This window comes from Ruegeria sp. D1(2025) (assembly GCF_056536425.1).
Window position 1 is genome coordinate 632,559 of the sequence record NZ_JBQFPO010000001.1, and the last position, 12,482, is coordinate 645,040.

The window sequence follows — 12,482 nt, forward strand, 5'->3', positions numbered from 1 at the left end:
TCACTGGGGCAAGTCCTGATACAAGGAAGCCCTCTATGCAATTCACAATCAAGCAAATCGCCGAAGCGCTGGACGCCGAATGCCTGGGCGATACCAGCCTGATCGTCTATCGTGCCGCCGAACCGGGCGATGCAGGCGCAGATGATCTGGCCATGGCCATGTCGCCCAAATACGCCGACGCATTGTCCGGCGGGTCGGCAAAGGCTGCGGTTGTGTGGGAAGGCGCGGACTGGCAGGGGATGGGCTTGCAGGCCGCTATCTTTGTGCCGCGCCCGCGGATGGCGATGGCAGGAATTACGGCGATGCTAGACCGAGGCCAGGGGGTTGCTCCGGGTATTCACCCTTCGGCCGTAGTCGACTCGACCGCAACGATTGCCGAAAACGTTTCGATTGGCCCACTCACGGTCATTGGTGCGCGGGCTCGCATTGGGGCCGGTTCGGTTATCGGCGCGCATTGCGTTGTCGGCATGGACGCCGTTCTGGGAGAATCTGCGGTTCTGCGAGAAATGGTCAGCATCGGTGCACGTGCAAAGATCGGTGACCGCTTTGTCGCGCAACCGGGTGCGCGCATTGGCAGCGACGGGTTCAGCTTTGTCACTCCGGAAGTGTCTGGCGTGGAAAACGTTCGCAAAACGATGGGAGATGCGGGGGATGCCAAGGCCCAGAACTGGCTGAGAATCCATTCGCTGGGCGCGGTGGAAATCGGCGATGATGTTGAGGTCGGCGCGAACTGCACCGTTGACAACGGCACCATACGCAACACCGTGATCGGCTCGGGTTGCAAGCTGGATAACCTGGTCCACGTGGGACACAACACGCGCGTTGGGCAGGACTGCCTGTTGTGCGGGCAGACCGGTGTTTCGGGGTCCGTTGAGATCGGAAATCATGTTGTGCTGGGCGGCCAGACCGGCGTCGTGGACAACATTTTCATCGGGGATGGCGTGATTGCCGGCGGGGGCACCAAGATCCTGTCCAATGTTCCGGCAGGGCGCGTAATTATGGGCTATCCGGGCATAAAAATGGAATCTCATACCGATATCTACAAGGCCCAACGCCGCTTGCCGCGCATGGCGCGTGACGTAGAGGCGCTGAAAAAGGCTGTTTTCAAACAGTCTTCGAGCGATTAAATCACAACCACCGTGATAATCAGAGGACCGATATGAGCATCACCGACCGCGTCATCTCCATCATAGCTGAGCAAGCCGTGCTGGAGCCTTCGGATGTGACGCCCGAAAGTACGCTCGAGGACCTGGGTATCGACAGTCTGGGCCTGGTTGAAAGCATCTTTGCCATCGAGGAAGAGTTCGACATCTCGGTGCCGTTCAATGCCAACGAACCGACGGCCAGCGATTTCGACATCTCAAATGTTGCAGCCATCATTTCAGGTATCGAAAAGCTTGTGTCGGAAAAGGTCTGACTGAGCCTCATGAAACGCGTTGTCATTACCGGGGCGGGCACGATCAACTCGCTGGGCCATTCCGTTCCCGATACGCTGGAGGCCATGCGCGAAGGCCGCTGCGGCATCTCTGAACTTGAGTTTCGCGATGTCGATCGTTTGGCTATCAAGATCGGTGGGCAGGTCAGGGGGTTCGAGGCCGAAGGCCGGTTCAATCGCCAGCAAATGTCGCTCTATGATCGGTTTACCCAATTCACATTGACGGCTGCCAAAGAGGCCATCGATCAGTCCGGGATCGAATTTCATGGCGATCTTGCGGCGCGTTCCGGTGTCGTTCTGGGAACGGCCGGTGGCGGTGTTTCCACATGGGACGACAATTACCGGTCGGTCTACGAAGACGGCAAGAACCGCGTACATCCTTTTGTTGTTCCCAAGTTGATGAACAACGCAGCCGCCAGCCATGTGTCAATGGAGCATAACCTCAAAGGCCCGAGCTTTACCGTTTCGACGGCGTGCGCCTCGTCAAATCATGCTATGGCACAGGCTTTCCAAATGGTTCGCAGCGGGGCTGCGCCCACGATGATCACTGGCGGTTCGGAATCCATGTTGTGTTTCGGGGGCGTAAAGGCCTGGGAAGGCCTGCGCGTTATGTCCAAGGACGCATGTCGACCGTTCAGTGCCAATCGAAACGGTATGGTCCAGGGCGAGGGCGCCGGGGTGTTCGTGTTTGAAGAATATGAACATGCGCGTGCGCGCGGCGCTGACATCCTGTGCGAGGTTGTGGGTTTTGCAATGTCGTCTGATGCATCCGATATTGTCATGCCCAGCAAACAGGGGGCATCCCGTGCGATGGCCGGGGCCCTGGCTGATGCAAAGCTGAACGCGAGCGAAGTGGGCTACATTAACGCCCATGGGACCGGCACCGCCGCCAACGACAAAACTGAATGTGCAGCGGTCGCGGACGTTTTTGGACCGCATGCGGATGATCTTATGATCTCGTCCACAAAGTCCATGCATGGACATCTGATCGGCGGGACCGGAGCGGTGGAACTGCTGGCCTGCATCATGGCTTTGCGGGACGGGATAGTTGCCCCGACAATCGGCTATGAGGAGCCTGATCCGGAATGTGCGCTGGATGTGGTCCCAAATATTGCGCGCGAAGCAAAAGTTGACGTTGCACTCAGCAACGCGTTTGCCTTTGGCGGATTGAATGCAGTCCTGGCATTGAAGCGGATCTGAAGCCAAAATAGCTTACAAACCAAAAACGCCGCCGAAGATTATTCGACGGCGTCTTTGATTGTTGGTCCGGATGATGTTCAGTTGATTTCCAACTTGTCGAATCCTGCAGTGAACCCTGCCAGAGAAATCTCAATCTCAAGAAGTTGGTTGGGTGCCAGAACCGAGACGACAGACATTTTGGCCGTGCTGCCGGCCTTCATGGCATCGACATCGCCTTGAGTGAACCCAAGCTGGGCCACGCAGCCGATGGGGTTGCAATGGTGGTAGTCATAACGTTTCCCCGGAGCGCCATCGATCGACAAAGCCAGTTGCGCTTGCAACATGATTTCGAGCGGTACAATGACTGTTGCGCCTGCAACTGCTGCGACACCTTCGGGCAATTTGTTGACCGATATCTCCGCAATTGGCTGGCCTTCTTGCCCGGACAGCGTCTGCCGCAGCAAGCAGGGGTCCTTACCTGCTTCTGTTTTGAGGCATCTGATTTCCCAGTCGCCGCTTTGCTCTTTGACGTATTGTTCACCTACGCGCGGACCGGTTTCGCCCAGGTCGAGATCGGAAGCCGCTTCCGTCTGCGGTGTCTCTGCCGGAGTTTGGTCGTCCTGAGATGTTTCCTGCGCGGCTGCGGTGCTGCACCAGAGTGCCGCGGAAACAAGGCTGAAAGACAGGATGTTCTTGATCATGAGTGCCTCGGTTGCGTGATTGAGCTTTTTGCCCGGTCTATCACCGTTAAAACAGGGTGTCAGTCACTAAGCTGCATTATTGGACGGATGTGAACGGATTCTTGCCCATTTGCACTGGTATTTACAACGTCCGGGCCAATGAAAAAGGGAGCCGGTGGAGCGGCTCCCTTCCTAGAATTTTCTCCCCGTCGGACTGGCCGACTTATTTATGCGCAGACGTTACGAAAGGGGGGCGCACGGGTCAACTGCTAACCTGAATTTTTAATATACTGACCAGTTCATTTTAATGCGGGCCGAAAACAAAAATGCCGTGCCCGAAGGCACGGCCAGTCGACAGGGAGGAAGTCTGCCACCCCGGAGCCTTCGCCCATGAGGCGGCAAATAAACTATCGCAGTCAAAGGTTAACTTTGTATGCTGTCGTGGGATCGGTGATAAGCAAGGCGAATAATTCATGAACAACAGTATTTTCCTGGGTGGCGGTGGCAAGGATTACGCTGAACCGCAGGGTCTGACGCTGAAATATGCCAACCGACACGGTTTGATCGCCGGGGCCACCGGGACAGGCAAGACCGTTACGCTACAAATTCTGGCCGAAGGTTTCTCTAAGGCGGGCGTGCCTGTGTTTCTGTCAGATATCAAAGGTGACCTGTCTGGTCTGGCCTTGTCAGGAAGCCCGGATCACAAATTGCATCAGGCGTTTCAGGATCGCGCGCAACGCATCGGGCTGACTGATTTCGCCTACGCTGCCTGTCCGGTGACGTTCTGGGACCTGTTTGGCGAGCAGGGACATCCGGTCCGAACCACCGTCACCGAGATGGGTCCCTTGCTGTTGTCGCGTCTGATGGAACTGAGCGAGGCACAGGAAGGAATCCTGAACATCGCATTTCGTGTGGCCGACGAAGAAGGTATGCCACTGCTGGACCTCAAGGACCTGCAGGCTCTGCTGGTCTGGATCGGTGAAAACCGCGCGCAGTTGTCCCTACGATACGGCAATGTCTCGACAGCGTCGATCGGGGCGATTCAGCGCCGCTTGCTGGTTCTTGAAAACCAGGGCGGAACCAAACTGTTCGGAGAGCCAGCGCTGGATCTGTCGGATCTGATGCGAACCGATCAGAGCGGGCAGGGGATGGTGAACATTCTGGCCTCGGACAAGTTGATGGGCGCGCCTCGACTATACGCAACGTTTCTGCTGTGGCTGCTGAGCGAGCTGTTCGAAGAACTGCCCGAAGTGGGCGACCCCGAGAAACCCAAACTGGTTTTCTTTTTCGACGAAGCCCATCTGCTGTTCGATGATGCCCCGAAGGTTCTGGTGGACAAAGTTGAACAGGTCGCGCGCCTGATCCGGTCAAAGGGGGTCGGTGTGTATTTCATATCCCAAAACCCGGCCGACATACCCGAGGATATTCTGGGCCAGTTGGGCAACCGCATTCAGCATGCTTTGCGGGCTTTCACGGCACGGGATCGCAAGAACCTGCGGTTGGCTGCGGAAACCTATCGTGAGAATCCCGAGTTCGATACCGAGGAAGCCATCCGAGAGGTCGGTGTGGGTGAGGCGGTAACGTCAATGCTGCAGAAGAAGGGCATACCCGGGATCGTCGAGCGCACATTGATCCGGCCACCGGGGTCCCAGCTTGGCCCGATCACGCAAAGCGAACGGCAGGCGATCCTTGATGCGTCGAGGATGCGGGCAAAATACGATCAGCCCGTCGATCGAAAGTCGGCGTTTGAAATACTTCAGGCCCGGGCCGACGCAGCAGCAAAGGAAGCCGAAGCTGCCGAGGCAGAAGAGCTGTTTGAAACACAGACACCTGCCGAGCGCGAGTTTGCCGCGGCCCGCAGGTATTCAGGGCAGCGCGTCAGCCGATCCTCTTCCCGCGTTTCGCGGAAACAGGATACGTTTGCATCAGCCATGAGTCAGGCGGTGATCAAGGAACTGAAAGGGACGACAGGCCGTCGCATCGTGCGTGGCATACTTGGCGGGTTGTTTCGCAATCGCTGAGTGAATGCGCCGTTTCTAATTGAGGCGGCGCTGACCTTCCTGTCGGCAGTATGCGTCCGCCTCGGCGACTGACATCTTGGTTGCCGGATAATCGATGGCCCGATCCCAAATGACCCGGTTCAGAGTATAGAGCTGGCAGGTCACAACCCCTTTTGGTGTTTGGACCTGGACAGGTGTTGTTTCAAGGCTTTCTGGGGACGGAACGCAGGCTGTCATAGCCGCGAGAACAGGCAGAACCAGGGCTGCTTTGGTGGTTGGTGCTTTCATGGTGGAACACAACTTTTCTAGGTTAACATACAGAATCGTTACAGATCGGCGGTTTAGGTGTGAGTGAGTGCCGAACAACAGCCAGAAACCATCTGGCTGATATACCCGTCTAGTCAGTTTTTCTTATCGATGCAACAAACCGCGCCGGCCAGCCGGCGCGGTTCACTCAATTGTAAGAAGTTTGAAATTATTTTTCGGGGATCAAACCACGCGGGCTGAATCTAAGAACAATCAATAGAATCAATCCCATGGTAAACAACCGCATATGCGCAGCGCTGTCGATCAGGTGCGCTTTGAGTGCACTTCCGTCAGGCATACCCGCAGTGATCAGATTCATCAGCCACAGACCGATGGGTTCTACCTGAACCCAAAGGAACCAGATCAGGAACGCACCAAGGACGGCACCAAAGTTGTTGCCCGATCCGCCCACGATCACCATGACCCAGACAAGGAAGGTGAACCGCAGCGGGTTGTAGGTTCCCGGCGTCAGTTGTCCGTCCAGCGTGGTCATCATCGCGCCCGCTATGCCACAAATGGCCGAGCCCAGAACGAAGATCTGCAGGTGGCGGCGGGTGACGTCCTTGCCCATCGCCTCGGCGGCGACCTCGTTGTCGCGAATGGCGCGCATCATGCGACCCCACGGGCTTTTCAATGCCATCTGCGCCATCCACAGCAGAACCAAAAGGACAATTAGGAACAGCAAGGAATAGCCAAGTTTCACGGACAGTGTTGAAGCCGTCACAGGGTCCAGTCCGAACCATTCGGCACGGGCAACGAAGCCGGGGTCATTCTGCAGGTCGACCTCATACCCGACCACAGGGGAAGGGCGGGGAATGCCGTAGACGTTCTTGACACCACGCGCCAGCCAGTCCTCGTTCTTCATGATCGCAATGATGATCTCGGCGATACCGAGCGTCGCAATTGCCAGATAGTCCGAGCGCAAACCCAGTGCTGTCTTGCCGATCAGCCAAGCCGCACCTGCGGCCAGCAGTCCACCAGCAGGCCAGGCCAACAGCACGGGCAAGTTCAGACCGCCGATATTGCCTGCAACGGCGGGGTCAATCGCCTCGATTGCGGCAACGTTGGGATCGAAGATGGCGCGGTAGATAAAGAAGCCAACGACCAGAATACCAATGATTGCCAGGGTCTGTGTGCGCCCCTTGGGCATCTTCTGTGCAACCATCACGGCCGCAACGACGGTTGCGGCCCCCAGCAACAGCGCGAGGATCACACCAAAGCCACCACCGGACCAGGCTCCCGGCGTTGGCGCGGTCGAAACCAGCACAACAGCCAGCCCGCCCAGCGCGACAAAGCCCATGACGCCGACATTGAAGAGGCCCGCAAAGCCCCATTGCAGGTTCACCCCAATGGACATGATGGCCGAGATCAGGCCCATGTTCAGGATCAGGATCGCCGCGTTCCAGCTTTGCGTGAACCCGGTCAGCAGGATCAGACCGCCAACGACAACAAATAGCAGTGTGTTTTTGACGGGCTCGCTCATATCACTTTCCCCTTGAACAGACCCGTGGGCTTAAACAGCAGCACAATCAGCAGGATCGCAAAGCTGACGGCGAATTTGTAATCGGTGGACAGGAACTGGACCAAGCCTGACGGCTCCAGACTTTCCGGCGCCAGATAGGTCAGTACCTTTTTCCACGCGTAAGTGATCGTCACTTCGGAAAACGCGATGATGAACCCGCCCGCGATGGCGCCCAGAGGATTGCCAAGCCCGCCTACGATGGCCGAGGCAAAGATCGGCAGCAGAAGCTGGAAATAGACAAAGGGCTTGAAGCTTTTGTCGAGGCCGTAAAGCACACCCGCCGTTGTCGCCAGCGCAGCCACGATGATCCAGGTGATCATCACAACACGTTCAGGGTTGATGCCTGACAGCAGAGCCAAATCTTCGTTGTCCGAATAGGCCCGCATCGATTTACCGGTGCGGGTCTTGTTCAGGAACCAGAACAGCAGCGCCACGGCAACAACCGCCACGATCACGGTAATTCCCTGAGAGGTCTTGATCGCCAGCCCTTCTTGCAGGCCGGTCATCGCCTTGAAATCCCGCGCCGAAACAATGAACCGGGCGCCGTCAGAGAACCTTTGGTCATCCGGCCCGATGATGAACCGCACAAGCCCGTTCATGATGAACATCACGCCCATCGACACGATCACCAGAATGACCGGCTTGGCCTTTTGTTCCCGGTAGAACCTGTAAACCAGCCTGTCGGTGATCAGCACCAGAACGATACAGCCGAGAATGGCAAAGGGCAGGGCCAACAAGGCGGTCGGCAGCGGCCCGAAACTGACCCCGGCAGCCTGCAGGCCCCACGTGACCAGCACGGCGATCATCGCGCCAAAGGCCATCGTATCGCCATGGGCAAAGTTCGAGAACCGGAGGATGCCATAGATCAGCGTCACACCCAGAGCGCCCAGCGCCAACTGGCTGCCATAGGCGATTGCGGGAACAAGGACGAAGTTGGAGAGCGCCACAAAGGCGTTGAGGAAGTCCATTAATTTGCTCCTCCGAATGACGAGCATTTTCCATGCCATTGGGAGATTACGAACTCTCCGACGGTAGAAGTGTTACGAGAACGGACTGAAGATCCATTCTCCGAGATCGATGTTGTCTGAGCTTTCAAAGACTGTAGTGCTAGCAGATTGGCGATGGCAGCGGAGTGTAGTCGTCGCATTCTCACCCCCCCAAAAAACTCTTGCGAACTTCGGGATCTGCCAGCAGTTCCCTGCCCGTGCCAGTATAGGCATTCCGCCCCTGAACCAGCACATAACCCTTGTCTGCGATTTCAAGCGCCTGACGGGCGTTCTGTTCCACCATCAGGATCGGCAACCCGGTGCGGGAAACCTCAATGATCCGGTCAAACAACTCATCCATCACGATGGGCGAGACACCGGCGGTTGGTTCGTCCAGCATCAGCACCTTGGGTTGGGTCATCAGCGCGCGGCCCACGGCGACCTGTTGACGTTGGCCGCCTGACAGCTCTCCGGCGGCCTGATTGCGCTTGTCGCGCAGGATGGGGAACAGGTCATAGACCTGCTCCATCGTCTGGCTGATGTCGTCGCGGCGGATGAAGGCACCCATTTCAAGGTTTTCCTCAACCGTCATCGACGTGAAGATGTTCGATGTTTGCGGCACAAACCCCATCCCCCGGATCACACGATCCTGCGGGGTGAGGTTGGTAATGTCCTCGCCGTCCAGTCGCACCGAACCGGACCGGACGTCCAGCATTCCGAAAACGGCCTTCATCGCAGTCGATTTGCCAGCGCCGTTCGGGCCAACGATCACGGCGATTTCGCCCTTGTCGACGGCGATGGTGCAGTCATGCAGAATATCCGGGCCCTTACCGTAGCCGCCCGTCATCGTGTCGCCGATCAGAAAGGGACCACCTTCGACCCTGTGGGTTTCGCCGCTTTTACTGTGTGCAGGCGTCATGGTGCCGGCACCGCGGGTGTTGGTGATCGAGGCGTCCTTGTTGCCGTGGTCATCCTGATAGGGATTGTCGCTCGTGCCAGCGGTCATGATTGGGCCTCCAGCTTGTCCTTGTTTTTCAAACCGGTGCCCAGATAGGCTTCGATCACGTGCTCATTGGCCTTGATTTCGTCCAGCGTACCTTCGGCCAGCACCTTGCCCTCGGCCATGCAGATGACCGGATCGCAGATCTTGCCAATGAAATCCATGTCATGCTCGATGACGACAAACGTATAGCCGCGTTCCTTGTTCAGGCGCAGGATCGTGTCGGCGATGGTCATCAGCAGGGTGCGGTTCACGCCCGCGCCGACCTCGTCCAGAAACACGATCTTGGCGTCGACCATCATGGTACGGCCCAGTTCCAGCAGCTTCTTCTGCCCGCCCGAAACCTGACCCGCCTTGTGGTCGGCCAGATGCTCGATGGTCAGGAACTCCAGAACCTCGTCGGCTTTCGCGCGCAAAGCGCGTTCCTCATCTGCGATGCGCTTGCGTCCGAACCACGTGTTCCACAGCGATTCCCCTGATTGGGCACCGGGAACCATCATCAGGTTCTCGCGGCAGCTCATCGATGAGAATTCGTGCGCGATCTGGAAGGTGCGCAGCAAGCCCTTGTGAAACAGCTCATGCGGAGGCAGGCCCGTGATGTCCTCGCCATCCATGTGCACTTTTCCGCTTGTGGGGGGCAGTACCCCGGCGATCACGTTGAACAGAGTGGTTTTTCCGGCCCCGTTCGGCCCGATCAGACCGGTGATTGAACCCTTTTGGATTTCCAGCGATGCCCCATCCACCGCATGAAACCCGCCGAAATGCTTATGCACGTCTTCGACGACGATCATATTATCCCCTTGCCGCCCTGTTCGGCGTTCTTGTTGTCCCATCCCCAGAGAAGAGGTGCGGTCTTTTGTCATTGAAACAGCCCGGACACAAGGCCCGGGCTGCTCGATTTATAACTTGTACTGAGGCGTCAACGGAAGTTGACTGTCTTGTTTTCGCCGTCGGTCACTTCGATCTCGCGGTAAGAACCAGCGCTCTCGCCGGGGCCGATCAGTTCCACGCCCGAGGCGCCGACATAGTCGATGTCCTGACCTGCGGCCAGCAGTTCCAGACCCTTGGCCAGTTCACCCGGATAGATCTTTTCACCCGGAGCGTTGGCGACGTCCATGATCTTGGCGCCGTAGTCCGCCGGGTTGGTCGACCCTGCGGCCTGCATGGCCAGCATGAACAACGCGGCGGCGTCATAGGATTCAGGCGAGTAGGGCGACGAGCCGTCGAAGCCACCGGCCTCGGCCATGGCAAAGTACTTCTCGGCACCTTCACCACCCGAACCGGCGATCTGACCGAACGAGCCGTTCAGGTCTGGTCCCACATTTGCGGGCAGCGAGTCACCGATCATGCCGCCGGGCAGACCGAACGTGTCGAATGCACCGCTGTCTAGTGCCGACTGGATGATGCCTAGACCGCCCTGGTCCAGATAACCGGCAACCACCAGAATATCGCCACCTGCCGACGCCAGAGCGCCAACTTCGGCCGAATAGTCGGCTTTACCGTCTTCGTGCGCCGCAACTATGGTGATTTCACCGCCAGCTGCTTCGAACGAAGTCTGGATCGCGTCCGCCAGACCCTTGCCGTAGTCGTTGTTGGTGTAAGTCAGAGCGATCGAGTTGATGCCGCGGTCTTTCAGAATGTCTGCCATCACCTGACCTTCGCGCGCATCCGAAGGTGCGGTGCGGAAGAACAGGCCGTTGTCTTCCATGGTCGACAGACCGGGCGACGTTGCCGACGGCGAGATCATGACCATGCCGTTCGGGATTGCGACGTTCTGCAGGATCGCGCCGGTCACACCCGAGCAGTCGCCGCCGATGATGCCGGCAACGCCATCGGCAATCATGCGTTCGCCGTTCGAGGTGGCCAGACCGTTGTCGATGCAGCCGGTATCGGCCCGGGTTCCGGTGACGGTTGCGCCATCCAAAAGTTTGCCGGATTCCGTGACTTCGGCCATCGCCATTTCTGCGCCGGACCCCATCGCCGGTGCCAGAGATTCAATCGGGCCGGTGAAGCCAAACAGGATGCCAAGTTTGACATCTTCGGCCATGGCGGTACCGGCCAGCAAAGCGGTTGCTGCAGTTGCTGTTAGCAGCTTTTTCATAAGGTTACTCCCATATTGGAACGTTAACGTCCGGCCATGACCCTAGGCAAGCAATGCGAAAAAGGGAAGTCCTAACGAAAAAGTGCTTTTGCTTGTCCGAACTCTATTTGTTTTTTTGGGTTTAACCAAAACTTGGGTGTCTGACCAAGGCAGGAGGGTAATGATGATCAGGGTTTGCGCGATTCTTTCGATGCTGGGGATTGCTGTGACCGCATGGGCGGATGAACTACAAACCTCGCAAGGCCCGATGAGTGTCGAGGAAATGGCCACCGGGCTGGATACGCCGTGGGCGATCGGGATAATCTCCGACGACATATTTCTGGTGACGGAGCGAGACGGCGATCTTTTGTATTTCGACGGGGACAGAAGCCAACAGGTCTCGGGCGTGCCTGCCGTGGTCGCATCGGGGCAGGGCGGTTTGCTGGATGTCACAATCGCCCGTGATTTCGCGCGTAGCAGAGAGATCTTTCTTACCTTCTCCAAAGCTCAACAGGGTGGTGCAGGCACAGCGGTCGCGGTGGCTCGTCTTTCGGAAGACGGAAAAAAGCTCACCAACGTCCGCATCATTTTCGAGGCTATTCCAGGCGGATCAGGTGGCCGCCATTTCGGCTCGCGCGTGGTCGAAGCAACGAATGGCAGATTGTTCGTGACGCTGGGCGAGCGTGGGGACCGTCCTGCGGCCCAGGACAGGTCCAATCATCTTGGAACGGTCATTCGGATCAACCGCGATGGCTCGGTTCCCGCAGACAATCCCTTCGTTGGTCAGGCCGCGATACGGCCCGAAATCTGGTCTTACGGCCATCGAAACCCGCAGGGCGCAGGGCTGGACGCCCGGGGCCGTTTGTGGGTGTCGGAACATGGGGCCAAGGGTGGTGACGAGGTCAATCTGGTTCAACCCGGCACCAATTACGGTTGGCCGGTTATCTCGTACGGTGTTCACTATTCCGGTAAGAAGATCGGTGAAGGCACGTCAAAGCCGGGCATGAAGCAGCCCGAACATTACTGGGACCCCTCCATCGCCCCTTCGGGATTGCTGGTCTATTCCGGCAAAATGGTGCCCAAGTGGAAGGGGGATATCTTTGTCGGGTCGCTCAAGTTTGACTACATCGCGCGTCTGGCAGGTTCTCCGCTGCGCGAAGTGGAGCAGATCAAAGGCCCGATGACCGAGCGTGTGAGGGACATCGTCGAAGGTCCCGATGGGGCAATCTGGTTCATTTCCGTAGGACAGGGCGCGGTCTACAGGATGTCACGCTGAGCGCGCCAACCCCGCGGT

General features: G+C 57.7%; 12 protein-coding genes. 5 read left to right on the forward strand and 7 right to left on the reverse strand.

Features of this window, described 5'->3' with window-relative positions; genetic code table 11:
* Positions 1-35: 35 nt before the first annotated feature.
* From lpxD to ACR1XU_RS03235, 3 genes are read left to right on the forward strand one after another with little or no spacing between them, the layout of a single operon-like run.
* Complete coding sequence (gene lpxD / locus ACR1XU_RS03225; RefSeq protein WP_480908518.1) at positions 36-1,127, forward strand: UDP-3-O-(3-hydroxymyristoyl)glucosamine N-acyltransferase; 1,092 nt, start codon at positions 36-38, stop codon at positions 1,125-1,127.
* Positions 1,128-1,159: 32 nt separating this feature from the next.
* A complete protein-coding gene (locus ACR1XU_RS03230; RefSeq protein WP_170806364.1) occupies positions 1,160-1,417 on the forward strand; it encodes an acyl carrier protein in 258 nt (85 codons plus the stop codon).
* A 9-nt stretch (positions 1,418-1,426) separates the two neighbouring features.
* Positions 1,427-2,635 carry a beta-ketoacyl-[acyl-carrier-protein] synthase family protein gene (locus tag ACR1XU_RS03235; RefSeq protein WP_170615010.1) on the forward strand — a complete coding sequence of 403 codons (1,209 nt, stop codon included), beginning with the start codon at positions 1,427-1,429 and terminating at the stop codon, positions 2,633-2,635.
* A gap of 77 nt (positions 2,636-2,712) precedes the next feature.
* Here the strand turns inward: ACR1XU_RS03235 and ACR1XU_RS03240 are convergent, their stop codons facing one another.
* Positions 2,713-3,315: an invasion associated locus B family protein gene (locus ACR1XU_RS03240; RefSeq protein WP_170615011.1), complete on the reverse strand. Its 603-nt coding sequence runs from the start codon at positions 3,313-3,315 to the stop codon at positions 2,713-2,715.
* Between the two features lie 452 nt (positions 3,316-3,767).
* Between ACR1XU_RS03240 and ACR1XU_RS03245 the strand changes: the two genes are divergently transcribed.
* Complete coding sequence (locus ACR1XU_RS03245; protein ID WP_480908520.1) at positions 3,768-5,315, forward strand: helicase HerA-like domain-containing protein; 1,548 nt, start codon at positions 3,768-3,770, stop codon at positions 5,313-5,315.
* A gap of 15 nt (positions 5,316-5,330) precedes the next feature.
* Here ACR1XU_RS03245 and ACR1XU_RS03250 read toward each other — a convergent pair whose 3' ends face one another.
* The 6 genes from ACR1XU_RS03250 to ACR1XU_RS03275 all read right to left on the reverse strand — a co-directional run bounded on the left by ACR1XU_RS03250 (position 5,331) and on the right by ACR1XU_RS03275 (position 11,209).
* Entirely contained in the window at positions 5,331-5,582 is a 252-nt protein-coding gene (locus tag ACR1XU_RS03250; RefSeq protein ID WP_170677152.1) for a hypothetical protein, read from the reverse strand.
* Positions 5,583-5,769: 187 nt separating this feature from the next.
* Positions 5,770-7,083: a branched-chain amino acid ABC transporter permease gene (locus tag ACR1XU_RS03255; RefSeq protein WP_480811573.1), complete on the reverse strand. Its 1,314-nt coding sequence runs from the start codon at positions 7,081-7,083 to the stop codon at positions 5,770-5,772.
* The gene (locus tag ACR1XU_RS03260; protein ID WP_170615015.1) at positions 7,080-8,090 is read right to left on the reverse strand and encodes a branched-chain amino acid ABC transporter permease; all 1,011 of its coding nucleotides are present in this window, start codon (positions 8,088-8,090) and stop codon (positions 7,080-7,082) included. The genes ACR1XU_RS03255 and ACR1XU_RS03260 overlap by 4 nt, the downstream gene beginning before the upstream one ends.
* Before the next feature lie 181 nt (positions 8,091-8,271).
* Complete coding sequence (locus ACR1XU_RS03265; RefSeq protein ID WP_170615016.1) at positions 8,272-9,114, reverse strand: ABC transporter ATP-binding protein; 843 nt, start codon at positions 9,112-9,114, stop codon at positions 8,272-8,274.
* The gene (locus ACR1XU_RS03270) at positions 9,111-9,899 is read right to left on the reverse strand and encodes an ABC transporter ATP-binding protein (RefSeq protein ID WP_170677143.1); all 789 of its coding nucleotides are present in this window, start codon (positions 9,897-9,899) and stop codon (positions 9,111-9,113) included. Before ACR1XU_RS03270 ends, ACR1XU_RS03265 begins: the two co-directional genes overlap by 4 nt.
* 128 nt (positions 9,900-10,027) lie before the next feature.
* Complete coding sequence (locus tag ACR1XU_RS03275) at positions 10,028-11,209, reverse strand: ABC transporter substrate-binding protein (protein ID WP_170615018.1); 1,182 nt, start codon at positions 11,207-11,209, stop codon at positions 10,028-10,030.
* 163 nt (positions 11,210-11,372) lie between these two features.
* Between ACR1XU_RS03275 and ACR1XU_RS03280 the strand changes: the two genes are divergently transcribed.
* Complete coding sequence (locus ACR1XU_RS03280; RefSeq protein ID WP_480908537.1) at positions 11,373-12,464, forward strand: PQQ-dependent sugar dehydrogenase; 1,092 nt, start codon at positions 11,373-11,375, stop codon at positions 12,462-12,464.
* Positions 12,465-12,482 lie beyond the last annotated feature (18 nt).